This is a genomic window from Spirochaeta lutea (genome assembly GCF_000758165.1).
Taxonomy (GTDB): Bacteria; Spirochaetota; Spirochaetia; order DSM-27196; family Salinispiraceae; genus Spirochaeta_D; species Spirochaeta_D lutea.
The window spans coordinates 92,502-117,462 of record NZ_JNUP01000063.1; the positions used below are offsets into that span (position 1 = coordinate 92,502).

General features: G+C 55.9%; 19 protein-coding genes. 8 read left to right on the top strand and 11 right to left on the bottom strand.

Features of this window, described 5'->3' with window-relative positions; genetic code table 11:
• Positions 1-88: 88 nt before the first annotated feature.
• Positions 89-499, top strand: coding sequence for a hypothetical protein (locus DC28_RS07930; protein ID WP_037547529.1), 411 nt, complete (start codon positions 89-91; stop codon positions 497-499).
• Positions 500-528: 29 nt separating this feature from the next.
• Here DC28_RS07930 and DC28_RS07935 read toward each other — a convergent pair whose 3' ends face one another.
• The 3 genes from DC28_RS07935 to DC28_RS07945 form a co-directional block, all read right to left on the bottom strand.
• Complete coding sequence (locus tag DC28_RS07935) at positions 529-1,974, bottom strand: hypothetical protein (RefSeq protein WP_037547530.1); 1,446 nt, start codon at positions 1,972-1,974, stop codon at positions 529-531.
• Positions 1,971-3,455 (bottom strand): MAC/perforin domain-containing protein, encoded by a 1,485-nt coding sequence (locus tag DC28_RS07940; RefSeq protein ID WP_037547533.1) that lies wholly within the window; start codon positions 3,453-3,455, stop codon positions 1,971-1,973. Before DC28_RS07940 ends, DC28_RS07935 begins: the two co-directional genes overlap by 4 nt.
• A 161-nt stretch (positions 3,456-3,616) precedes the next feature.
• Positions 3,617-5,422: a molecular chaperone DnaJ gene (locus DC28_RS07945; RefSeq protein WP_037547535.1), complete on the bottom strand. Its 1,806-nt coding sequence runs from the start codon at positions 5,420-5,422 to the stop codon at positions 3,617-3,619.
• Between the two features lie 204 nt (positions 5,423-5,626).
• On the opposite strand from DC28_RS07945, the gene DC28_RS16840 reads away from it, so the two are divergent.
• The gene (locus DC28_RS16840) at positions 5,627-7,261 is read left to right on the top strand and encodes a LuxR C-terminal-related transcriptional regulator (protein ID WP_037547537.1); all 1,635 of its coding nucleotides are present in this window, start codon (positions 5,627-5,629) and stop codon (positions 7,259-7,261) included.
• On the opposite strand, the gene DC28_RS07955 is transcribed toward DC28_RS16840, so the two are convergent.
• The 7 genes from DC28_RS07955 to DC28_RS07985 all read right to left on the bottom strand — a co-directional run bounded on the left by DC28_RS07955 (position 7,212) and on the right by DC28_RS07985 (position 14,994).
• Entirely contained in the window at positions 7,212-8,138 is a 927-nt protein-coding gene (locus DC28_RS07955) for a hypothetical protein (protein ID WP_037547538.1), read from the bottom strand. The two genes, DC28_RS16840 and DC28_RS07955, sit on opposite strands and share 50 nt — an antisense overlap.
• Positions 8,139-8,266: 128 nt before the next feature.
• Complete coding sequence (locus DC28_RS07960) at positions 8,267-9,166, bottom strand: VOC family protein (protein WP_037547540.1); 900 nt, start codon at positions 9,164-9,166, stop codon at positions 8,267-8,269.
• A gap of 12 nt (positions 9,167-9,178) precedes the next feature.
• On the bottom strand, positions 9,179-9,565 hold the full coding sequence (locus DC28_RS07965) for a nuclear transport factor 2 family protein (protein ID WP_037547541.1): 387 nt from the start codon (positions 9,563-9,565) through the stop codon (positions 9,179-9,181).
• Between the two features lie 219 nt (positions 9,566-9,784).
• The gene (araA, locus tag DC28_RS07970; RefSeq protein WP_037547543.1) at positions 9,785-11,272 is read right to left on the bottom strand and encodes an L-arabinose isomerase; all 1,488 of its coding nucleotides are present in this window, start codon (positions 11,270-11,272) and stop codon (positions 9,785-9,787) included.
• Positions 11,269-11,982: an L-ribulose-5-phosphate 4-epimerase AraD gene (araD, locus tag DC28_RS07975; protein WP_037547545.1), complete on the bottom strand. Its 714-nt coding sequence runs from the start codon at positions 11,980-11,982 to the stop codon at positions 11,269-11,271. Before araD ends, araA begins: the two co-directional genes overlap by 4 nt.
• Positions 11,979-13,658, bottom strand: a complete 1,680-nt coding sequence (locus DC28_RS07980) for a ribulokinase (RefSeq protein ID WP_037547548.1) — start codon at positions 13,656-13,658, stop codon at positions 11,979-11,981. The genes araD and DC28_RS07980 overlap by 4 nt, the downstream gene beginning before the upstream one ends.
• A 289-nt stretch (positions 13,659-13,947) precedes the next feature.
• Positions 13,948-14,994, bottom strand: a complete 1,047-nt coding sequence (locus tag DC28_RS07985; RefSeq protein WP_037547551.1) for a LacI family DNA-binding transcriptional regulator — start codon at positions 14,992-14,994, stop codon at positions 13,948-13,950.
• Positions 14,995-15,473: 479 nt separating this feature from the next.
• Here DC28_RS07985 and DC28_RS07990 point away from each other — a divergent pair, with 479 nt between their 5' ends.
• The 6 genes from DC28_RS07990 to DC28_RS08015 all read left to right on the top strand — a co-directional run bounded on the left by DC28_RS07990 (position 15,474) and on the right by DC28_RS08015 (position 23,724).
• A complete protein-coding gene (locus DC28_RS07990; protein ID WP_052078620.1) occupies positions 15,474-16,532 on the top strand; it encodes a substrate-binding domain-containing protein in 1,059 nt (352 codons plus the stop codon).
• Between the two features lie 237 nt (positions 16,533-16,769).
• A complete protein-coding gene (locus DC28_RS07995; protein WP_408020230.1) occupies positions 16,770-18,254 on the top strand; it encodes a sugar ABC transporter ATP-binding protein in 1,485 nt (494 codons plus the stop codon).
• A complete protein-coding gene (locus tag DC28_RS08000; RefSeq protein ID WP_037547555.1) occupies positions 18,251-19,330 on the top strand; it encodes an ABC transporter permease in 1,080 nt (359 codons plus the stop codon). The genes DC28_RS07995 and DC28_RS08000 overlap by 4 nt, the downstream gene beginning before the upstream one ends.
• Before the next feature lie 19 nt (positions 19,331-19,349).
• Positions 19,350-20,426 (top strand): ABC transporter permease, encoded by a 1,077-nt coding sequence (locus tag DC28_RS08005; protein ID WP_037547614.1) that lies wholly within the window; start codon positions 19,350-19,352, stop codon positions 20,424-20,426.
• Positions 20,427-20,597: 171 nt separating this feature from the next.
• Entirely contained in the window at positions 20,598-22,820 is a 2,223-nt protein-coding gene (locus DC28_RS15480) for a methyl-accepting chemotaxis protein (protein ID WP_052078621.1), read from the top strand.
• Between the two features lie 469 nt (positions 22,821-23,289).
• Positions 23,290-23,724, top strand: coding sequence for an InlB B-repeat-containing protein (locus DC28_RS08015; protein WP_037547556.1), 435 nt, complete (start codon positions 23,290-23,292; stop codon positions 23,722-23,724).
• Here the strand turns inward: DC28_RS08015 and DC28_RS08020 are convergent.
• Positions 23,665-24,867 carry an IS256 family transposase gene (locus DC28_RS08020; protein ID WP_037545877.1) on the bottom strand — a complete coding sequence of 401 codons (1,203 nt, stop codon included), beginning with the start codon at positions 24,865-24,867 and terminating at the stop codon, positions 23,665-23,667. The genes DC28_RS08015 and DC28_RS08020 overlap by 60 nt on opposite strands.
• Positions 24,868-24,961 lie beyond the last annotated feature (94 nt).

The window sequence follows — 24,961 nt, forward strand, 5'->3', positions numbered from 1 at the left end:
GGCTTTTTTTGTACCCCGGACAGCATCCGGCAACTCCTTGCCCGGAGGATGGTGTCCCGTTAAAATCACCCTAAAAAAGGAAGATAGAATGACAACACGCAAAAAACGGCTCCCCGGGATTTGGTCCAGGGGCGTTTTGCCCGCTCTCGTGCTGGCATGTTCGATCCTCGTTGCGGCGGGATGTTCAGGGGAGAAACCCGGAGACGGGGCTGTGGGAGCTGCTTCATCGTTTATGACGGCCCTCCGCCAGGGCGATCATGAGACGGTTTCCGGCTTGCTGACCGAGGCGAACGAATCCTTGCAGAAGGGTTCCCTGCCCATGTTCTCCCGCCAGGAGGTGACCGGTTCGAAGCAGGTGGGGGAGGATGAATACCAGGTTACCCTGCGCCTGGAGGGTGAGGACGGATTCTTGGATTTCACCCTGAGGGTTCTGCGCAGAGATGGTGTTTGGCGGGTCAGCCCGGATCTGCAGGTCACCCAGCCCCTGGATCTGCCCTAACATCCCGGGAGGTAGGGCGGTTTGAAGGCCTATCGGGGGGCTATGGTCAGGTGCAGCCGCAGGGTATTCTCACCCTGGGTGGAATCCTTCCAGGAGACATCAAAGTACTCCTCATGGGGGAGGGAAGGGCGGTCCGGTCCGCTGAGGGAGATGGTCCGGGTATATATGCCCGGGAAGGATAGGTCGTCGCCCAATTCATCCTCGTAGAACTCGGCGGTTATGACTAGTTCCTCGGAGGGGTCGTCAATGTACATGATTGGTCTCCAATTCAGGGGATAGTAGTCTCCTGTTTCGAGGGAGATGTTGTCATGCTCGCTACGGATCCGTTTGATACGCTTTTTTTCCTGCCCTTGGGCCAGGGTGATGTACCCGAAATACTCGGCGGCGTCGTCAGCGGGATTAAGGAATCCGTCACCCTCGGTTTCGTGTATGACGGTGATTCCGGCAACCTCAATCCGAAGGTCGTGGGGGGAGGTTCGGGGGCGCCCCGATGCACCGTGGATGTAAAATCTAAGATCCGCTAAAAAGGCATGGAATGCCGTGGGAACATCCCGGATGAAGTCCTGGCTGCGGTAATCCATGTACTCATCCCCGAGAACCACCGGATCCGCCGTGGTAAACTTGTGCCAGAACTGGGCATCCAGGAGATTCCGGTTTGAGTAGGCGGCGGTACGGGAAAAATCGGTGTCCAAGGGGCGGTCGAAAAGACCCTCATCCACCCGTATGTCTGTTACCCCGGTTTCCGCCGGAACAAACTCCTCCAGGGGTCCGGATATGAGATCCCCCCAGGCCCAGAAATTCACCATGGTCGCGGCCCTGGGGCGGAAGAGGCTGGTGGTTTCAAAGTTCAGGGTTTCCAGCCAGTCCTCCAGGTAGGAATCAATGACGGCTTCCTCGGGGTAGGTGCCGGGATGCCCCAGACGGGTACCTAGGGGGGAGCTCAGGGTGATGTACAGATCCACCTCCAGGGGATCGGGTTCGGCAGCTTCCAGGGATAAGGCGAGGTAGGTCAGGACCGTTCCCCAGCTATGTCCTACTACAACCAAGGGGAGCCCCAGGGATTCGGCGTAATCCTTTTTCTCCCGGAGGAATTGCCGCAGACTGTTCGGTCCCCGGTCTTCAAGGATCTTGGCCGTGTCGCCGGTGGCATTTCCGCTCCAAGGGAAGGATGAGATTTTGTAGTCCGGGTCTGAGAGCAGGGCGGTCAGGGCCAGGGAGAGGTAGGTGTCTCTATCGTCCATTGGTTCGGCTTCCATGCCGGTAATCTCCATTAGTTCTCCCAGAAGGGTGTTTACAAAGGATAGTCCCTCAACGGCCACGATGACGGCACCGGTGGACTGGTCCGGGGGCTGGTGTCCGGGGCCGGGTTCCCCCTCATCGGGTAGGGGGAGGACAGTGCAGCCGATGAGCCCCAACAGCAGAGTACTCAGGGCTCGTAACCGGGTGTACCCCGGGCCAGGCTGGCGGCGCCTCATGGCTTTACAATCCCGATGGTAAAGATGAGTTCTGCCTCTGTTCCGGCATTCCGGAAGTGAAGTTTATGTTCTGTCACGCCGTTCCACCCATGGCGCATGTAGATATGGGCCCAGGAATCACCCAGGTCATCATCGCTGGTAACGTCATCCTCCCATAGATGCCCCCAGAGTCCGATGAAGGCCGTAGACTCATTAAAATCCTGGAAGGTCCGGGTTTCCCTGCGGTTTACGGTGATCCATTGGCCCGCTCCGAGTTCTCCGTAATCGTCAGCCTGGGATTCCGAGACGGACCAGAGATGGGCGCCGTAAAAGGCAAGGTTATTTTCTGCCCGATATCCGTCAAATCCCCCATGACCGTATAGTTCCGCAGTGGAGCCGGCGTCATCATGGCTATGGAGTACCACCTTAGTGAGGGTTACCTCCACGGTCAGGGAATTATTAACGTCCAAACCCTGCTCATCCGCCAGTTGCAAAAAGGCAGCATGGATGGCCTCACTGCGCTCCTGGTCCTGGGCGAACTCCCAGATACCCGTCAGTCCGCCGCCCCCGGTCTGGTCCGAGGGCGGAAATCCGACAAACTGGGGATAATCGCTCACACTGTCGATCCAGGCCCGGTAGTCATTATCGTTTATAATGTTCTGCCCGAATTCACTGGCCCCCCCGTACACATTCAGGGTTTTCCGGGTGTTGGATTCGAATAGGCTCCGCTCCTCTTCCGATAGGCTTTCCGCGGAAATCCCGGCAGATACAAACTTGGCATCGAAGCTGGCTGAGGCCAGGACGGATAGGCTCCGGGCTGTGGTAATCTGGGACATGTCGGAAGCCAGGTTGTAGTCCAGTCTGCCGCCGGTGTATAGACCGCGGATGATGTGGGTGCCGTAGGTGGAAAAGAGTTCCGCTGGATCCGTATCGGGGTTGTTTATATCGGTCCGGGCCTGGGGGGTCAGATACTTCCCGAGGGTATCTATGTCTGCTGTACTAATGGCTAGTTCCGTTTTATAGATTTGACTTTGAATGGTGGCGTAGGAAAACTCCGCCCGGTTATAGGTGTCGGCTGAAAAATTGGTTTCTACCGAACCGCTGAAGGCCTTAAAGCCACCGGAGATTCCCACGTTCACAGCCAACTGAGAAGAATACTCCGAGATGGTTGTCCCGGTAAACGCCTGGAAGGAACTGGTTTCGATGGTCCTTTCTTCAATCAGGCCATCCTGGTCCAGGGCGTTGCCGTCCAAGACCGCCTTACGAACCTCCTTGGTATCTGCGTAGTTTCCGAAGATATTGTAGCCTCGGCCGATATTCTGCCGAGGATCCGGTGCTGTTGCTGGCTCGTTTCCCGGGTCCGGTTCGTCCTCCGGGGGCGGGCCGGGTAAAAGATCGCAGGACCCGAGACCGAGCACCAGGATCGACAGGAGTAGGGCGAGTCCTCCGGGGCGTAATACCCGGGATTTTAATGAGTTTATATGGGGAATTGCAGATTTCATGGCTGTGTCCTTCCTTTGTTTCGAGGCTTTAGATCGAGGTTCTTTCTGAACCTCAGCGGTCTGCGGGCCTTCAGAACGTGATCTGTACCGAGGGCCCTGATGTTGGGGGTGTTCCGTCCTGAATTCTTTCCTGGAGGGCGATGGGAAGAGGATGGGGCTCATCACCGTAGCCCTCTGAGGCTTGGGTAGCCGGGTAATTCCAGGGTGGTATTCGGGGAAATCACGGCTTCCTTACCCTGATTGATCCGGACATCGAAGGCCCTGAACCAGTAGGCCTCGGGAGCGTTCTGTTGGGTGAGGGGGTCCCCGTGGTGGTGTTCGAACCAATGGGGGCTGAAGCGGTACTCCTTACCGCCGATCTGAGCCCCGAGGAATACCCGGGAATGCAGGAAGGAATTCGGTGAGTGCTCGGGTTCGGTCATGGAAATACTGGCGACGGCGAAGACGTAATACCCGTCAGGGGCATCGTAGAGGGTCAGGTGTTCCGGCCCGTAGCCCTGGGATTCCTTGAGGTCCAGGTTCATGTAGGGATTGCTGGAGGACAGGGTGCCCTGTTCGGTCTGCTCATACCGCGCATCGCTAAAACTGAGGGTGAAGTCCGTGGCGGGGATACTGGCTTGCTGGGGTCCCGTTAATGTGATGGATCCGGTTGCCAGTCCCGTTTCATTATGTGTAATGGTCAGTACACCCGTTACGCCGGTCATGGTTGCTAACCCGAACCCCCCTGTGGCGAAAAATCCCGTAGCAGTTTCCGGTATGCCGAGGTCGAATGTCCCTGTACCGGTACCGTCCCAAAAACCGCCCTGGCCGCCCAGACTCCCGGTAAGGTCAAAGACCACGTCCCCTCCGTTTCCCATGGAGAGACTGTAGCTTCCGGCTTGATCATCCACACTGAGGGTCAGGTAGGCAGGCGTTTCTTCATAAATGAAGGTGATTTCACTGCCCTGGGCATGCCCAATGGTACCCCCGCCGAAGAAGCCGCTGGATGCCAGGCCATTGGGAGCCGGAGGTACATCGGGATTGTTCGCCTCCAGTAGCCACCGGGCGGTGCTCGATCCATCCGGGGCTGTTTCATCAAAATACCAAACGAAGATATCCATATTGCTGGATGGCCAATCCCAGGTTAGGGTTGCGTATATATCCGGTCCGGAACCCGGGCTGCCCTGGGGGGAAAAGGTTACCGTCTTTGGCTCCGACACGGTATGTCCCTGGGTCGACACCCCGAGAAGCTCAACGGTATTGGTACCGGGCTGCAAATCTATGGTTTGAGTAAAGCTCCCCATTCCCCCTCCCGTGGTTTCTAGATCCACCAGGAGGTAGCGGTTGTTTATTTTCAGGGCAGCAACGGCTAGGTCGGTATTGGCCAGGGATCCCGAGACAGAAACAAAGGGAACCGAGCTGTCCGTTGTATCGACCCTGAAGTCCGTTATTTCCGGAATCCCCGTGGGGGTGTATCCGGCATCCACATGAAGCGGCACATAAAAATCCTGGTATTCGCTGGGGGCCAGGGCTGGAATGCCCTCATACATGTCGGTCATCTGGCCCGGTACTGCATCAACCAACGCCACCCCGGCATAAGCCACAGGCCCCTCAAAAATCGGCGGATCCGAATACTCAAGGTTACTGAAGAGAAAAATGGGTACCGGGCCGTCGGCTTGTACGGCCACCTCGAAGGGCGCTTCCAGATAGTAATAGTTGAAAAAAGAAAAGCTCGAAGCAGGTATACTCAGTTCCTGGGTACCCACCAATAGATCTACATAGCCGCTGAGATTCGCCGTGGAGTAGAGATCGTGGGTATCCCATGGGTAAAACCGGGCTGTACCGGTTATCCCGGAGAGGGGCCCCTCCCCCCCGGGTTGTTCCAGGTCGGGATCCTTGCCGTCCGGATCCTGACCATCCAGGATAGTACATCCCACTAACACCGCCATACTAAGCACCAAAAAAATAATTCTGACAACCGTATTCACCTCTACCTCCCTGGACCTCGCCGGTCGTGCGCTCTCGCACCGTCTTTGAAACAGAAACCCGTTCAGGAGAAAAGATTAGTAATACAGTCGTAATTATTCCATGTAACCTTCGTTACATTTTTCGTACTCCGGGGCAAATTTACCCGGCATCGTCATCTTGAAGTCCCTGGGAAGATTAGGATATTCTTAAGCACCGGAGTTTCCATGGTATCCATGTCTAAATCCATCCTCACCCTCCTGGTTCTAACCGCGGGATTCCTGGGTACGATGAGCTGCCGGACCGAACAGAACAGCGAACCGCCTGTCCCCGGGTCCGAGATCAATCCCCCGCAACCTAGTGCACAACAAGGCATCCTGGATCTATCCGGACTTTCTCTACCCGAGCTGGGCCCCCGAAACATTGAGGGGGAGTGGATGTTTTTCTGGGAGGACTTTATTGATCCGGTAACCCGGATGGAGGATATTCCTCGGGGTGGTCAACCCTTTACCATGCCCCATTCCTGGAACGGTACCCCGTGGCAAAACCGGGAGCTTCCCGGCCAGGGGTATGCAAGTTATGCCCTGCAAATCCGGTTGCCCCGGGAGCTGGAACAGGTCGGCCTATGGATTCCCAATGCCTCCACCGCCTACACCCTCTACGCGGATGGAAAACCTATAGCCTCAAGCGGGGTTCCCGGAAAGACCGCAGATAGCTCGATTCCCCGATACCGTATTTCTAAAACCATGGTGCCCGTACAGAATGGCCAGATCATGCTCGTTCTCCATGTTTCTAATTTTCACCACCGCCGGGGAGGACTGTGGAAGGCAATACGGATTGGGACGGTGAACCAGATTGAGAATCTCCAAACCACCGAGACCATGTATGACCTGCTGCTGCTGGGGAACTTTTTTGCCCTGGGGCTGTACAATCTCTTCCTGTTTTTCTTGTCTCCTGGAAAACCGAAGGTCTCTATGCTTCTAACGGTATTTTTCGGCGTGCTGGTGGTGCGGATTCTCATGCTAGGCCAAATGCTCGTTACCCAGGTGCTGCCGGAGTTCCCCTGGGTGCTGCAGCTGAAATTGGAGTACCTAACCAGCCATGGGGTACCGGTGCTATTGGTGTGGATCATCGATCTCCTCTATCCCGGCAAATTGGATCGACGCATCACCCTGGCTGTTACCGGGTTTGTGCTCCTCAATTTCCTCGTGATGCTGGTGACACCCGTCCTGTTCTATTCGCAGATTGTCTTCATTTACCTCATCGGACTATTGATCGGGCTTTCGGCAGCTACCCTGCAGTTCATCCTGAATTTGATTCGTGGAGACCGTTCCGCCCTGGTGATGATCGGGGTTATCCTGATCATCCTTTTTGTGGTTCTGGGCGAATCGGTGCATAACTGGGAGCTGGTCTTATCCCGGGATTTTGCTCCCTTCGGGTTTTTGTTGGAACTTTTTTCTCAGGATGGAACTATCCGCAGCACCGCCCACCTCATTTCCACCATTGTAGCCGTGCTGAGTTTTTTTGTTTTTGCGAACCTCCTGGCCCTCGCCGCTTCCCGGAAGGCCCTGGCAGTTGCCGCCGCGTCTCCTAACCCTGATCCTCAGCCCCCAGCCCTTGATTGGCCGCGGCTGCACCAGGATTATTCTATTACCAAACGCGAGGGGGAGCTCATTACCCTGGTAGTCCAGGGACTAAGCAACAAGGAGATAGGCGAAAGCCTTTTCATCTCCGAGGGGACCGTTAAAAACCATCTCCACAACATCATGCAAAAACTCGGGGTACGCAACCGTACCGAACTCTCCCTGCGGGTCAGGGCGCTGCCCCAGGATTCCCCAGAAACAGAATCCCCACAGAGGTAAGAAAGGCCGGTTTCGGCTGATACACCGCCCAATGGTCGCTAAGCTTTTCGTGTTCCAAGTACACCGCATAGGAGCTGCCATCGTTCTGAAACCGGACCCCCAGCCGAAACTGGTAATCCACATCAATCCAGGATTCTGAGTCCCGGCGGTTACCCAGCACCACCCCCCGCGCCTGGGCAAACAGGCCGAGCCAGGGGGCGGGCTGCCACAGGGTACTCTCCAGCTCTCCGGCAAGCCCCCACCGGTATATCTCCACGGGCTGATCCGGAAAAACCGCGGGAATATTCGCCTCCCCCTCCAGGGTAAGGCTTGTTCGCCGGAGAAAGGGCCGGGCTCCCAGGATATTCCAATCCGGGCTCTGGTAGCCCGCCCCGAAGCCCTGGTGCATGATCAGCCGACGTGCCTGATCCAGGTCGTGCTTACAGCTATGCCGAAAATACAGGTAGGGAAAGCCCCAGGCGGTACTGAGTCCCAGGCGGGCTTTTAGATCCGATAGGAAACTGGATGCCAGAAAGTACCAGTGCCCGTTGGGAGACACGGCGCTTTGAAACATCAGCCGCCCCCGAAGGTCAAAGCTCACCAATCCCGCCGAAACCAGCGAAACATAGGCCCCCACCTCGTAGGTCCAGCTATGGTACCCCTGGCTCTCCTCAACCCTGGCACCGTCATCCAGGTAGGCCTCCCACCCCGGAGCGTATTTCCGAAGCGCCAGCCAGGCGGCGGTCTGTCCCAAAAACTGCGGGGCTGTTTCTCCTAGGTGATTTAAACGCCCCGGGACCGGCGGCGGGACAATAGCTTCGCTCCAGGCAGGGATTCTGAGTACCGTGCCGAGCAGACCTGCAATGAGCAGAATGATTTTCCATGACCTTGGATGCATCGTACCTCCCTATCACCGGGAGCCTGCCCGGTGGCGATAACCGCTACCATTATCAGGCTGGTACGCCCATACCGCCCCGAGCCTTTCGGGAAGGAGCGGGCCAGCCCGGTGGCGATCAGGGCTGCCGCTTATCCCAATAGTTCCAGGGCCGCAATGTCGATCTTTTTCATGGTAAACATAGCCTGGAGCATACGGTGTTTAGCGGCCTCGTTTTCGGAGGTCAGCAGGCGGTTCATGGCCTCGTTGGGAAGGATCTGCCATGATACGCCGTAGCAGTCCTTGAGCCAGCCGCATTGCTCCGCTCCGGGGTCCGCGGAGAGGGCGTTCCAGTACCGGTCCAGCTCCTCCTGGCTTGGGGTGTCCGCCACCAGCGAAATCCCCTCGGAAAAAGAAAAACCATGGTCCTGGGCACTGTCCATGGCAATGATCTGGCGATCCAGGATATGGATCTCTCCGTACATCACCGTTCCTGGAATATCCGGTTCCATCCCCTCGGGGTAGCGGGCGATCTCACCCACCGAAGCACCGGGAAAAACCGAGGCATAGTGGTTCATGGCCTGCTCCGCCTTACCGCATTGCTCCCCCACAAAGAGCAGACACGGGGATACCCGCTGTCCCTCAGGGGCCGGAGTAACCGAAACCTGGTAGGAGACCCCGAACCGGTCCTGAATCCAGCCGTAGCGTTCATTGAAGGGGTAGCTGTCCAGGGGCATGAGAATCCTACCCCCGGGAGTCAGGGCCTGCCAGATTCGGTCCACCTCCCGGGCATCCTGGCAGCGGACAAAGAAGGAGATGGATGGATTCGGGGTGAAGGATGCCCCGCCGTTCAGAGCAGTGAAGCTGAATCCGTCGATCTGATACTCCACCGTCATAACCGATCCCGGCTCCTGTCCGTGAAATTCCCGTCCAACCTCAGTATAGTAGGTCTTTGCGGTAATCCGTGAATTCGGGAATATTCCCGTATAAAACTCGGCAGCCTCCTCGGCAGCCTGGTTATCCAACCAAATGCATGCCCCTAGTTTCGACATAGCGGCCTCCTTTTACCCACCTATCTTAGAATTGTAGGAGATAATTTCCTTGATTTTTGCCGTCTTGCTATGGCCGGAGAAGATGTATACATCGCAGAAGCTAACCCTCGAACCGTCCTGAAAGAGCATGACCCCGTCCAGGGCGGCCTGGGCGCCGTGGGTAATGATGTGATGGATGTGCAGCTCCCGGGCCTGCTGGTCTGCCATAGCGGTTAACACCTCCCGAACCCGGGGTTTTCCCTGAATCTCCCGGTCCCCCACCATCCGCCAGAGGATATCCTCGGATAATCGGGAGAGTATTTCTTCCACATCTCCCCGGGCAAAGCTGATGTTCAGATCCCGCAGCAGGGCTTTTCGCGGGGCATTGTTACAGTCGTCCTTACAGTCAATGGAAACCACGGCGGTACCTTCCTCTCGGGAGCCGCGGGGACGGGTAACGCCTCCATTCCGGTGTTACCGTTATACAGGATCCCCGCATAAGGCATAGTATTTTGGTAATAAATATAGTGCAGAGAAAAGCCGATTGCAAAAACTTGTTTGCCATCGGCTTTGGAAGTCTGCCGGCCCTTGCTGCCGGGTATAAATGATTATCCTTTGTGCGCTACCAGATGATGCCCCCTAGTTCCGGGCGTAGGCAGCATCGTTCCAGCGAAGCTCGTTCTTAAAATCCCGCAGCCGAGTTTCACCGTCGATGACCAGGGTCTCGATGCCTGCCATGGCACCGTACATTTCCAGGACACTCTGGGGCACGGCTTGGGTGTAGACCGTGTGGTGGGCGCCTCCGGCAAGGATCCAGGCGGCAGCTGCGGTTTTAAGGTCCGGCAGGGGTTTCCAGAGGACCCGGGCCACAGGCAGCTTCGGCATGGCTTCGGGGAGATTTACCGCTTCCACTGCATTGAGTATCAGCCGGAGCCGCCCCCCCAGAGTTATGAGGGATGCGTTGACCGCCGGCCCCGGGGCACCGTCAAATACCAGGCGGACCGGATCGTCCTTGCCTCCGATTCCCAGAGGGTGGACTTCTAAACTCGGTTTTTTCCCCGGTGCTGCGATGGAAGGGCAGACCTCCAGCATATGGGCCCCGAGAACCATGGGCTCTGCGGGATCCAGGTGGTAGGTATAGTCCTCCATGAAGCTGGTGCCGCCGGCCAGCCCCTCGCCCATCCGCTTGACCGTCCGGAGCATGGCGGCTGTCTTCCAATCCCCCTCTGCACCGAATCCGTAACCGTCAGCCATAAGCTGCTGGACCGCCATTCCCGGAAGCTGATCCAGACCGTGGAGATCCTCGAAGGTGGTTGTGAAGGCGCCGAACCTTCCTTCCTCCAGGAATGCACGCAACCCCGCTTCAATTCTCGCCGCAGTACGGAGCTGGGTCACCCGGTGTCCGCTCTTATCCTCGTACCGAGCCCGGTACTTTTCCACGACCCGGTTAACCTCGGCATCGGTAACGGCAGTAACCCGTTCAACTAAATCACCCACGCCGTACCCCGAGACCTCAATGCCGAGGTCGATTTGAGTGCCCACCTTATCGCCCTCGGTTACCGACACCTCTCGCATATTATCCCCGAACCGGGCCACCCTGAGGCTCCGGGTTTCCGCGATTCCTCGGGCGGCGCGGATCCAGTGTCCGATCTTCCTTACCACCTCCGGATCCTTCCAGTGGCCGACGACAACCTCCCGGTGTTTTCCCAAACGGCTCATAATGTGGCCGTACTCCCGGCCGCCGTGAGCGCTCTGGTGCAGGTTCATAAAGTCCATATCGATCTGGCCCCAGGGAATATCCCGGCCCATCTGGGTGTGGAGATGGAGAATGGGTTTTGTCAGCTGGAGCAGTCCCTTTATCCACATCTTGGCAGGGCTGAAGGTATGCATCCATGTGATTACCCCGATACACGCCTCCGTCGCCGATGCCTGGATGCAGGCGGCGAGGATCTGGTCCGGGGTGGTGACCACCTCTTTGAAGATGAGTCTTCCCGGTATCTCCGGGCTGTCGTCCAGGGCTGCGGCGATTACCTTCGAATCCTTCTCCACCTGCTGGAGGGTTTCGGGGCCGTAAAGATGCTGGCTTCCGGTAATAAACCAGATTTCTTTGTCTGAAAATACGCTCATGTCTTGTCTCCTATCTGTCCGTAGTAAGCCCCGGGGCCGTGTTTCCGCGAATAGTGTTTATCGGCCATGGGGCGGGGTATGGATTGGGGTTTTGGGGTGATTTGCTCCGTGAGGGCCGCCATTTGGGCCACCGCTTCCAAGGCCACGGCATTCCTGGCAGCATCCATGGCTGTCCGGCCCCAGGTAAAGGGACCGTGGTGGGGTAACAGGGCTCCCGGATGCTCCAGGGGATCAAGCCCCCTCTCGAGAAAGGACTCTAGGATGGCGGTACCCGTGGCCTTTTCGTATTCTTCTTCAATCTCCTTGGCAGTCAGGGGGCGCACCAGGGGAATCTGATCCGCCCAGTGATCCGCATGGGTGCTTCCGTACACGGGTATCGCCCGTTCGGCTTGAGCCCAGGCTACTGCATGGATCGAGTGGGTGTGAACGATACCGCCGATGGTCCGAAAACCCCGGTACAGCTCACGGTGGGTGGGAGTATCCGATGAAGGCCGTTTAGATCCGTCGGCGATGGTGCCCGTTTCGAGGTCCAGCACCACCATGTCCTCGGCCCGGAGCTCCCGGTAATCGACGCCTGAGGGTTTTATGGCAAACAAACCCAGGTCCCGGTCGATGGCCGATGCATTACCCCAGGTAAGCACCACGAGACCCTCAGCTTTTAGCATCAGATTTGCCTCAAAGGCAGCTTGGCGAAGTTCAGGATATTTCATGAGCGGTCCTTTATATCCAGGAGCCGCTTCATGGCAGCATACAGGTCCGGGGAGGCTCCTGGCACGCCGAAGGCGTCATGAAGGTTCCGGTAGATCCCGTATAACCGGGTATAGACTTCATGCCGGGAGGGATCGGGGGTGTAGACCTCATCAAGGGTACCGGTCATGGCCCCCATGGCCGAGGAAAAATCATCGTATCCGCCCCGGTCCGCTCCCGCTGTTACAGCAGCTGCCACCGCACTGCCCAGGGCTGCAGTCTGGGTACTCCGGGATAATTCCATGGGTTTGCCAAGGACATCCGCGTAGATCTGCATGAGCATAGGGCTTTTATAGGGGATTCCGCCGCAGGCAAGCACCCGGCGGGTGTTTACGCCGTACTCCTCGAAACGTTCTACAATGACCCGGGCGCCGAAGGCTGTGGCCTCCACCAGGGCCCGGTACATCTCTGCAGGGGTGCTATGGAGGGTTAATCCAATGAACAGTCCGGTGAGCCGCTGATCTACCAGAACGGTACGGTTTCCGTTCTGCCAGTCCAGGGCCAGTATCCCGCTCTGCCCGGGACGCAGCCTCCGGGCCTGATCCTCCAGATCGGCAAGCACCTCGCCGGTGGGTCTTCCCGGTCCGGCAATCTTGGCAAACCAGTTGAAAATATCCCCGATGGCTGATTGCCCCGCTTCAAGACCATGGAATCCCGGGAGTACCGATCCCGGCACAATGCCGCAGAGCCCGGGAATATCCGGGAGGGAGTCGGAACCGTCGGCCACGGTAATATCGCAGCAGCTGGTGCCGATGTTTTTTACCAATACACCGGTGCCAACTCCGGCGCCGACGGCTCCAAAGTGGGCATCGAAGGCGCCTAGGGCCACGGGAATCCCCTCCGGAAGGCCGAGTCTGTCCGCCCACTCCGGGGTCAGATAGCCCGCAGGTTCCTCAGCGGTACGGGCGTGGGCCGGCAGGCTGTCCCGGATACGGCCCAATTCGGGGTGCAGGGCCGTGAGAAATTCCCGATCAGGGTACCCGCCCCAGGATTCGTGAAACAGGCCCTTATGGCCGGCGGCGCAAATCCCCCGGGGAATCCCATCTGGGGCAGTGTTTCCCGTGAGAATGGCGGGTACTAAGTCGGCATGTTCAACCCAGGTTGCAGCCGCAGCGGATACACGGGGATTCGAACGTGCGCACTTGAGGATCTTCGCCCAGAACCATTCCGAGGAGTAGGTGCCCCCGATTTTTCCCAGATACTCGGGATGGAGTTCCCGGGCAGCAGCGGTTATGTCGGCAGCCTCGGCAAAGGCGGTATGATCCTTCCACAGCCATACCATGGCATCCAGCTCCTGGGCGAACTCGGGCCTCAACCCCAGGGGGGTGCCGTCCTGATCCACCGGAATCGGTGTAGATCCGGTGGTATCCACGCCTATTCCGATTACCTGGTCAGCTTCAACAGCTGATTCTGTAGATCCTTGGTTTAGTATGGAACGGATCACCGCTTGGAGTCCGTCGATATGATCCTGGGGATGCTGGCGGGCAAGGTTGCTGTCCCCGGCATCAATGAGAACCCCGTCGGTTCCGTGGGGGTACGGAAATACGGCTTCAGCAGCGGTATTTCCGTTGGAAACATCCACTAAAACACCGCGGACGCTGGATGTACCGAAATCCAGGCCGATGGTAAAACGCTTCATCTTCTTACCTCTTATCAGTCGCATGCTTGGGAAGGATCGGCCGCCCGGAGGCAGGTACCTTCGTTGTGGCTGCGTGCACGTACACGCAACCACAAAGCCATAGTACGCCTAGTTGGACCGGTTGTCAAATAAAGTTCATCCGATTTTTTTCCTGTGGGGTTTAACGGGGGCTCAGGGGACATGGCACCGGGGTGAGCGGCCCCCTGGATGGCGGTACCGTGAATTGCCGGGGAGGCTACATAGGAGGTGCTAATCAGGAGATGCTAAGCAGCCGGCTGGGCCAGAAGGGCTAAATCTCCCGGTAATAGGACCAGTTCTCGGGGCTGATAATATCAATCGGCATGGAGAGGGTGTCCGGCAGCTTGGTTTTCATTGCAAAGTGTTTCCAGAGCAGACGCATGGCTTCAAAGGTTTGAAGGGAGGGGTGCTGACTGATGAGGAAACTGATTTGACCCTCTTGAAGGGCTTCCAGGTTTCCCGGAGTCATATCGTGACCGATAATGAGCCAATCGAGTCCCCGGAGAGCCGCCCGCCGGGCAACCCGGCCTACCGCGGAGTTTGCAACATAGAGCCCCGAGACCTCGGGCAGTGCGGATTCGATGTTGGCTAACACCTCGTCAATAGCATCGGGGTTGTCGGGGTTGTGCAGTTGAAATACCTGGGAGATTGCACCGGCTGTTTCGGTTTCGAGGAAGGAACGAAAGCCCTGAATCCGCTGGTCGATGTGGTGATCCCCGGGGCTAATGGCTACCGCAGCAAGCTGCCGCGCGGATTTCGCGGCAAGACAGAGCAGCCGGGCACCCAGTTTTCCCGCGGCGTGGGCATCCTGACCGACGAAGGTCTCTGCTCCTGAACCGGGCAGGGGGGTATCGAACAGAATAAGGGGCATCTCCGGCGGCACGGCCGCCAGGGCCTCCCGGGCTGGATCGGTAAGTACCGGGGCTAGGAGAAGGGCGTCGCTACCTCCGGCCAGGGCCTCCTCCACCGCCCGGTGAAAGTCCCGGGGTTCGGTTCTGTCAAAGGGAAGGTGAATACTCCGTAGACCCAGGCCTGCATAGTCTTCATTCGCCCTGGCCAGTCCCCGGGCCGATTCCTCCCAGAAGCCGCTGTCCTGATCCGTCCGGGGGAACACTGCCGCAACCGTCCAGGTTTTCGCCTTCGAAAGCCTGCTTGCCTGAAGGTTCGGCGAGTAGCCGGTCTCTTCGATTATTTTTTGGATCCGGGCCCGGGTAGTATCAGAGACCCTGCCCCGGTTATGAATAACCCGGTCAACGGTTCCTATAGAAACCTGAGCGATTCGTGCAATGTCCTTGACGGTAACGGTTGTCTCTTTCACAGCATCACTCTACTACAATCCTTCTCAGCTGGCCAGCACGAAACCCGGGCAGCTGCAGGGCAGACCGGTTTGGGTTCCCGGTGAGTTCCCGTTTTGGGGGGGAATGAACCCGGGATATCCGGCGTACCCCCATGATAGTACGGGCAGTTGCCGCCTGGGAGGAAGGGATCCCTACCGGGAGGCTACACCGGTTCGTTTTCCGAGAGGCACCCAGCCACGGCGGGAGGTGTATTTGCCCCGGGGGACAGGAAAAAACCCCTCCCAGGGGACTGAGGCAGTGAAATCACCAAAAAAAGTAAGAAAAAGATTGACAGATTGCCAAACCGGATTCAAAGTAACCTTAAGCGTGAACGTACACGCAACCAGGATTTTTCATTCATGAGGGGATTTTTCCCCCTAAGCGCTGGAATTAAACGGAATCTACGCGGCGTTGCCGTGTTATAACAATAGGGTCGTTTCGAATCAAATGGAGGTGCGAAATGTCATTGCGAAGAGTTTCTAATCATGGGGAGCCCCGGTTGAATAGTCTTACCAAGACCATCGGCCTGGTTCTGGTATTTTGGCTGGCAGTGGGCGGGATTGTAGTAGCCGGAGGTGGTCAAGAGGCTTCAGGCGGCAGCGATCTCATCAAGGTAGGGATCGTAAACCTTCCCCCGGAGGAGTCCGGCTATCGGCAGGCAAACGTTGAGGATATGAACAGCGTTTTCTCCCGGGCTAACGGCTATGATGCCCGGCAGACCAATACTGCAGACAACAGCGAACAGATTGCTGCTGCTCAAGGCTACATCAGAGACGGGGTGGATTACCTGCTCATATCCGCCGCCAACGCCACAGGTTGGGACAACGTACTCCAGTCGGCAAAAACCGCCGGTGTAACCGTCTTCCTCTTCGACCGGCTCATTCAAACCAATGCGTCCAACTACCAGGCAGCCCTTGTCTCGGATATGTACGCCCAGGGCACCACTGCTGTTAATTGGCTGCTCAGTCAAGGGTTAGACGAGTATAACGTCATTCTGATTCGCGGTCAGCTGGGTTCCGCCGCAGAGGTAGGACGGAGCGATGCAGTCTTGAAGGCCCGGGATGCGGGAAAAATCAACCTTGTTGCCGACGGAACCGGGGGAGACAGCTGGAGCCTTGAGGAGGCACGGAAGGTTGTTGAAGCTGCCATTACTGCCGGGAAGGAATTTAACGTGATTTATGCCCAGAACGATGGTATGGCCCAGGGTGCGGTTCAGGCACTGGATGCCGCAGGCATTACCCACGGAAAGAACGGTAAGGTTAAGATCATGGGATTCGACTTTAACCGCTTCGCCCTCCGGAATGTACAGGCCGGCTACTGGGATTATGACGGACAATCCAGTCCCCGCCAGGCATCCCAGATTTCTTCCTGGATCAAGAGCCGGGAAGCCGGTGAAACCATCCCCAGCGGGATTGTGTACCTGGACGAGATCGGCGTAGATACCTCTACGGTTACCAATGACATCATCGAAAACCAGGGAATCAATGCAGATCCCGGCGAAGGTGTTGTAACTCGATAAGAATTCGAATTCTACCGCAGTGTTGGTATGTGTACGGGCCGGAGTAGATTCCTCCTTCATACAGCACTGCGGTTCTTTGTAAGGAGAACCTAGTGCGCAAAAGGTTGTACCATTGCACCCCGGCGACACCACCCATGGGTGAGAGTATTGGCTGTGCCGCTATATCTGGTGTGGTTTACAACCTTTTGCGCACTACATAAGGAGAAGTCCCCATTGCAGAATCAGATCGTACTTCAGATGCAGGGAATCTGTAAGTCCTTTCCCGGGGTCCGGGCCCTGCACAATGTCAGTTTTACCCTTAGAAAAGGGGAGGTCCACGCCCTCATGGGCGAGAATGGCGCGGGAAAATCCACCCTGATCAAGGTGATGACCGGGGTTTACGAGAAGGATGCCGGCCAGATAGAGATAGAGGACCAGGCCATCCATTTCCGGTCTCCCCAGGATGCCCAGAACTTCGGCGTCGGAACCGTGTATCAGGAAATCACCCTCTGCCCGAACCTGACGGTGGCAGAGAATATGTTCATCGGCCGGGGGCGGTACGCCTTTGTGAACTGGCGGCAGATGAACCGGCGCGCCGTGGAGCTGTTGGCCTCATTGAGCATACCCGCACGGCCGACCCAACAGCTTTCCAGCTGCTCCTTGGCGGTCCAGCAGATGATTGCCATCGCCCGGGCCGTGGATATGGATTGCAAGATCCTCGTCCTGGACGAACCGACCTCATCCCTGGATGAGGACGAGGTGAATAAACTCTTTGCCCTCATGAGGGAATTGAAGTCCAGGGGGGTCGGGATTATCTTTGTGACCCATTTTCTGGACCAGGTCTATGAAATCAGCGACCGGATTACCGTCCTGCGAAACGGCGAGTTCATCGGCGAATACGAGGCAGAAAATCTGCCCCAGATTGATCTCATCTCCAAAATGATGGGAAAAGAATTAGACAACGTTTCAAAAATCAGCAATACACAAACCCTGGAAGGGGACACGAGTACACCGGTCTTGGAGGCTTCAGAGTTGTCCAGCGCTGCAGGGGTGCGCCCCTTTGATTTTTCCATCCGCAAGGGAGAGGTAAACGGGTTCACCGGACTGTTAGGATCGGGACGCAGCGAAAGCGTCAGGGCAATCTATGCCGCAGACAAGGTGACCGGCGGACAGGTAAGCATGCACGGGAAGGACGTGAAAATCACCAAACCCCTGGATGCCATGAAGCTTGGTATCGGCTACCTGCCCGAGGATCGCAAGGGAGACGGCATTATTGAGGATCTCTCCGTTCGGGATAATATCATTCTTGCCCTCCAGGTCATGAAGGGCTTTTTTAAACCCCTTTCCCGGAGCGAGGCCGAGACCTTTGCCGACCAGTACATAAAGAGCCTGAACATAAAAACGGCATCCACCGAAACCCCGATCAAATGTCTCTCCGGGGGCAACCAGCAGAAGGTCATCCTGGCCCGATGGCTTCTGACCCATCCCGAGTACCTCATCCTGGATGAACCCACCCGGGGCATCGATGTGGGAACCAAGGTGGAAATCCAGAAGCTCGTACTCCGTCTTGCGAAAGACGGGGTCAGCGTCACCTTTATTTCCTCAGAAATTGAGGAGATGCTGCGCACCTGTTCCCGGCTCATCGTCATGAAGGACCGGGCCATCGTTGGTGAACTGAAGGGGAATGATCTAACCCAGAACGACGTCATGCAGGTAATAGCCGGAGGAGGAGCACAACCATGACCGAGACCCTACCGACCAAAAAAACAGCAGATAAACCCCGGGGATACCACATCCTGCTCCCCCTCTCGGTTCTGCTCATTTTAATAGTGATCAACCTGATTAAGGGCGCGGATTATTTTAGTATTTCTGTTATAAACGGCGCCCTCTACGGGAACATTCCGAATATCCTCTTCGGGGCCTCGGAACTTGTCATCCTTGCCATCGGCATGACCCTGGTCACCTCTTCTTCCGGAGGCCAGGACATCAGTGTGGGGGTGGCGGCGACTATTACCTCTGCGGTCTTCGTTTGGGTGGTCCTCGGAGCGGGACAGATCACCTGGCTGACAATTCTAGCCGGGTTTCTGGTTTCCTGCCTTGCCGGGATTCTCATAGGGGGATTCAACGGTGCCCTGGTAGCGGTGTTCAAGGTGCAGCCCATGGTCGCCACCCTGATTCTCTTTACCGCCGGCCGTTCCATCGCCTTTCTCATCGACGGCAAGCTATCCCCCATTCTGGCCAACGATCTTACAAGCCAGCTCGGCGGGGTAATTCCCGGTGTGCCGATTCAGACACCGATAATCCTGACGGCTCTGTTCATAGCCTTGGTGGCCTTGTTCCTAAAAACCACCAATCTAAGGCTCTACTCCGAGTCCGTGGGGATAAACGAGACCGCCGCCCGGCTGAACGGTATCGATCCCATCCGGGTGAAGTTCCTTACCTACATGATTCTCGGGGTCTGTACCGCCGTAGCCGGTTTTATAGCCGTGACCAAGGCAGGCCGCCATGACAGCGTAAACCTGCTGAAGTTTGTGGAGATGGACGCCATTTTGGCGGTAGCTATCGGAGGGAACGCCCTGGGGGGCGGCAAGTTCAGCATCTCCGGATCAATAATCGGCGCCTATACAATAGAGGTACTCAACCGGACCCTGCTTCGGTTGGAGGTGGACACCGAGGCTATCAAGGCCTTCAAGGCGGTATTCATCATCATCTTAATGGTAATCGCCTCGCCGGTGGTCCGGGCATACACTGCCAAGGCCAGTAAATGGCTTAGAGAACGCATCAAGGGGCCGGGAATTCCGGCCAAGGGGGAGATCTAAGGTGGAACCGACAATCACCATGAACCATACAAAACCGGCCAAGAACCGGGAAGCCATATCGAACTCAAACCTGCTCTTCTTTATTGCCGCGGGTATCTTCGTCCTCATGTATGCCCTGGCCATCCTGAATTATCCCGGCAGCTTCCTGCAGTTTCAGACCTTTTTTGACCTCTTCAGCCTGAATGCCCCCCTGATCATTCTGACCCTGGGCATGAGTATAGTGATGATCGGCGGGGGAATCGATATCTCCGTGGGTGCCGTAACCGGCTTGGTAACCATGAGCTGTGCGGTGTTTTTGGAATCCCAGATGGGCAGCGTGGGAGGCGCCATGCTCCTGTCCCTGGCCATCGGCCTCGCCTTCGGACTACTCCATGGGTACCTCATTGCCTACCTGGAAATACAGCCCTTCATCATCACCCTGGCAGGAATGTTTCTGGCGAACGGACTGCTAACCACCATCCATAAGGACCCCCTGAACGTTACCCTCCCGGAGTTTATTGCCCTCCGGGATTTTGAGTTCGTCATTCCCTGGCTGGGAAGCCAAAACCGTCTGGGCATTTTTATACCCCTGGAGGTCAAACCCGGTGCGGTGGTTGTTGTCGTGCTTGTACTGATCCTCGCCGGGGTCATGAAGTGGTCGCGGTTCGGCCGTAATCTCTACGCAGTGGGCGGCAACAGCCAGAGCGCCCTGATGCTCGGCATTAACGTGAAACGGACACGGTTTTTTTCATACCTTGTCTGCGGGCTGCTTTCGGGCATTGCAGGCTTCGTCTATATAATGACCACCGGTGCGGGCAATGTGGGTAACGCCGCAGGCTTCGAAATGAAGGCCATCGCCTCGTCCATCATCGGGGGCACCATGCTAACCGGGGGTGTGGGTAACATCTTCGGTTCACCCATCGGCGCCTTGACCCTGCTGACCATTAACGAACTCATCCGTGCGGCAGGGATTAATTCGAATTTCCAGGCCATCGGCAGCGGCCTCATGCTCTGCATTTTCATTGTGCTGCAGAGTGTGGTCGTTTCCCTCCGGGGCCGGGACGCCTTCAAGATACCCCTACCTGCCTGGCTGCTGTCTTGGAGGAAGAAGACCTAGGGTGATTCTCATGCCCGGGTAACCTGTGCTTGGTGCGCAAAACCGTGATAATCCCATGCCGGCAACACCACCTCCGGGATGGGCAACGGTGAGTTCCTCAAAACTCACCGCCCTGTATTGTACACCAGCCAGCTGTAGAGTGCCGCGCAAGCCCCAATGAGGAGAACCACCATGTATGTTTCGATAAAAACCAAACTGGTATTGGTCACCCTGCTCATAACCCTGGTAGTCTCGGTGTTTGTCGTTTTCGCCTTCATCTCCAACGGCAGGAACCAAGAACTGGTTTCGGAGCTGCTGAATATCGACTACCGCCGGCGCCTTGTAGGGGAGGTGGAGCTCGAGACCGCCAAACTCTGGCATGCCCTCACCGAAGCCAGCCTAACCCAGGAAGACTCTTCGGTGGAGGAAGCCCGGGAAGCATATACTGAGGCCCGGGAAAACCTTAAAACAATAGAAGAGCAATTCCAGTCCCATACCCTGGCAACCCTCGATTCGGTTTATACGGGAATCGACCGGTTTATGGATGCCGGGATGTCCATGGTGGAGGGCTATGCCCTCAGCCGAGCTGAGGGGCAGCTGCTATCTATGTCCTTTAATACCCAAGCCGACGGAGTCTTTCGGACCTTGGGGAGCCTGGGAAACGATCTGGATGCAAGCCACCAAGCGGCTCAGGAGGCCTTCCGGGCCCACCAACAGAACTATGAGGTATTACAGCTGATTCTATCGATAACCACCATCCTCCTGCTCGTGGTGGTTATGACCCTGATCACCATCAATCTTATCGGACCCATCACCGCAGCAAAAAACTCCTTCAAGGAGCTATCAACCACCGCGGGTGATCTGAGCCGGAGCATTTCCATCGCCAGCCGAGACGAGGTCGGGGAACTGGTCAAATGGTTCAACCTGTTCATCGGCAAGCTCAGGGGTATCCTCGTGGCGGTGACCGGCTTAGTGGGGCGAAATCACCGTCTTGGAAAAGGAATTACCCGGGTCTCCCGGGATGCCGCGGCCATCGTCGCCCGGGTGGTGGAGCATGCGGGGCATACGAAACAGGAGATGTCCCACCTGGATGGCGAGATAGAAAAGATTACCGGATCCATCCAGAGCATGAAGGAATCAGTCCTGGGCCTTTCCTCCCAGGTGGACGAACAAGCCAGTGCAATTCAGGAATCGACGGCATCCATTGAGCAGATTATGGCCTCGGTGAATAACATTGCCGCCATATCCGAGAACCGCACCGAAGGCCTATCCCAGCTGGTGATTCTCATCTCCCGGGGGAGCGAGAAGGTGAGTACCACCAATGCCCTAATCCAGGATATGGCAGCCAATGCCCAGACCATGCGTGACCTCATTCACATCATCAACTCTATTTCCCACCAGACAAACCTCCTGGCCATGAACGCCTCCATAGAGGCAGCCCATGCCGGGGACGCGGGCAGGGGATTTTCAGTAGTCGCCGAGGAAATCCGCAAACTTTCGGAAAGCACCCGGGAGAACGCCGACATGATAACCCTCTCTCTCAAAACCACCACCGAAAAACTCGAAGAGGCAACCACCGCAGGCCGGGAGAGCGAGGCTGCCCTGGTAACCATAGACCGGGAGGTCCAGGAGTTCTCCGACGCCCTTGGTGAGGTTAGTTCCGGTATGACAGAGCTTTCATCGGCGGGTACGGAAATCCTCCGTTCCATTGACATCCTCCGAGCCGCCTCCCAGGTGGTTCATGATAGAACCTCCCAGTTGAATACAAGTATCGCGGTCATCTCCGGTTCAGCGGAGAACCTTCAGCAGGTTTCGTCCAGGAGCCTGGAGATTACCCAAGGCCTCGCCGCCCAGGGTGATGAATTACATCAGGTCTCCCGCCGGGTGAGCGTCATCGGCCATCAAAACCGCTATAACAACCGCCTGTTGGAACTGGAGATCAACCGCTTCAATACCGGGGTCGATCCCGAATCACCGGATGATGATTCCTCCCCGGGCTTAGCCTGGTCAGATGCTCTCTCCCTGGGAATCCCCTCCATCGACAGCCAGTTGAGGCAGATCCTGGAAACACTAAACCTCTTCATGACAGGTCTCATGACCGACCAGGATACCCCAACCCTCGCCCCCCTGATTGACGATCTCCTGAGATCTCTGGAGTCCTATTTCGAGGATGAAGAGGCTCTCATGGCTGATACCGGCTACCCGGAACTTGGGGACCATAAGACCCTCCATAGTGCTTTTGGAGATCATTTCCGGACCCTCCGCCAAGACGCCCAAACCACTAACTACGGCACTTCATCCCTCATCGCCCTCCTGGAGCTGCTCATCGATTGGCTCACCGACCATGTGGCCAATGGGGATGCCGACTTTGGACGGTTCTACAGCCAATGGACCTCCGAGGGCGCAGGGGATTGAACCTTCGATAGCAGGTTTGACCATGTTCTGGAACTGAATCTCGCTATTGTTATAGAAGGCTGCCTGAATTATCCCGGGCTGTCCGTCAGGGATAACGTTCTACTTAATTCATTGTACCATTGTAAGTGCAGACACTTTGAGTCACAGAAACTCCTGAGGCTTACCTTCCTACTGTGGCTTATGCTTAATCCAGCTGAAGACTTCATTGCTCGCATTGTAAATTGGTGTGAAGACAGAGGGAAGGAGTATGTGCAGTCGGAGTTCGCTGATTTATTCCAATGTATCTCATGAAGCGGGTACGATACAAACTGTATTCTTCCCAGTGTAAATGGAAATCATAGTATTAAAAAAGAAAATAGTGACTCTAAATGTTCAATTTTATTTTTGTTAAGGTAACCTGCATCATGTTACAATTGACCATAAATCAAGAGTAGAACTTTGAAAATGCGATAGGATAGGAGGATATGCCATGAAATTGGATACCTATAAAGCATGGGTGGTGGGCACCTTCTTAATTTTCTTAATAGCTGGATGTGAGGCCATCCTCCCTCCTGAGGTGATAGATACCGAGACAGTTTTACTTGTGATTTCTACAAACCCAGAAAATGGGGGTATTATAGACGGTCTTCAACAGGATGGGATGTATAGTAAAGGTGATGTTGCGAGTATAAAAGCAATCCCATCGGAAGGATTTGTTTTTACTGGCTGGACTGGTGACTATGAAGGTGACAATAATCCCGCTAGTATTTCAATGGACGCAAATAAATCGGTGATCGCGGCTTTTAGTAGCATAGACGAGGCAGTGGTTGTGAATGAGGTGAGCGGCGGAACTGTGACTTATGGATTAAGCAACCTTTTTTCTGTAAATTTCTTTAAAAGCAGGGCGATCATTAGACTCGGGTAAGTACCGTTTTTCATTCTGCCATTGATCGTTCTGTTCGATCAGCATGGCCGCCGCAAGGCGAAGCAAACTATCGGCATTAGGGAATACGCCTACGACCTTTGTTCGCCTTTTTATTTCTTTCATTTGACGTTCAGCCAAATTTGAGGTTCGTAACTTCCTCCTGTGGTTTTCCGGGATATGAAATACGCTTAATCCCTCCCGGAGATTTTCATCAGCCCACTGGGCAAGACGGGGCTGGGTCTTCTCATACTTTTCTACCAGGCTCTGCAAGTACCTTTCGGCGTTCTGTTCATCTGGGGCATTGAAAACCTTGCGGATTTCCGCCGCTACCGCCGGGACATCGTCTTTCCTTGTCACGTAACCACGAGCATTTTGCTGCAAGTGAAATTGACACCGTTGCCACAAGATTCCAGGAAACACAGCATCGATAGCTGCTCGAAGACCCGCATGGTCATCACTGGTAATCATGGTCAGACCATGGAGCCCTCTACGAACCAGGCCTTCTAGAAACGATCGCCAATTTACCTCCGCTTCGCTATTGGCTACTTCTGTGCCCAAAATCTGACGTTTGCCTTCATAATCGACGCCTATGGCCATCAGTAGGGACTGTTTGACCACTTTCGAGCCTACACGCACTGATTCATATGTAGCGTCGAGCACGAGATACTGTATTTGTCCTACCGGCGAGGATCGCCAGGATGTTGCCTCTTCATCCAGCTCCTTCGCCAATCGACTTACCTGTGAGGAGCTCACCTCGGTGCCGCATAGGATTTCTACGATATCTGAAACCCGTCTAGTACTGACCCCTTTTACGTACATCTCGGCTATCGCAAGTTTTAAGGCTCGTTCACTCCGAATACCCTTTTCGATACAGCTGGGATAGAATTCCAGTCCGCGGACTTGAGGTATCTTGAGTAATACCTTCCCGGTAGCCAAAGCCAAGGTTTTGTTCTTAAACCCGTTGGCGTAGCCCATTCGATCTTCGGTCCGCTCATAGGGTTCGGCCTGAAGGGTTTTGGCTCGCTCAAGTTTCATTGCTTCGTTCACTACCTTTTCTATCACCTTAGAAAATTTACTGTCTTCCTTGGTGGCTAACATTTGGATCACTTGCTCTAAAAGTGTATACTCTGATTGGTAGGCCATCGGGCTCTCCTTATGGTTTGTTTCGTCACTTACCATTTGAGCCTGATCGGCCTGCTTTCTTCAACCTAATTTACAGAAAGAATTGTACACCAAC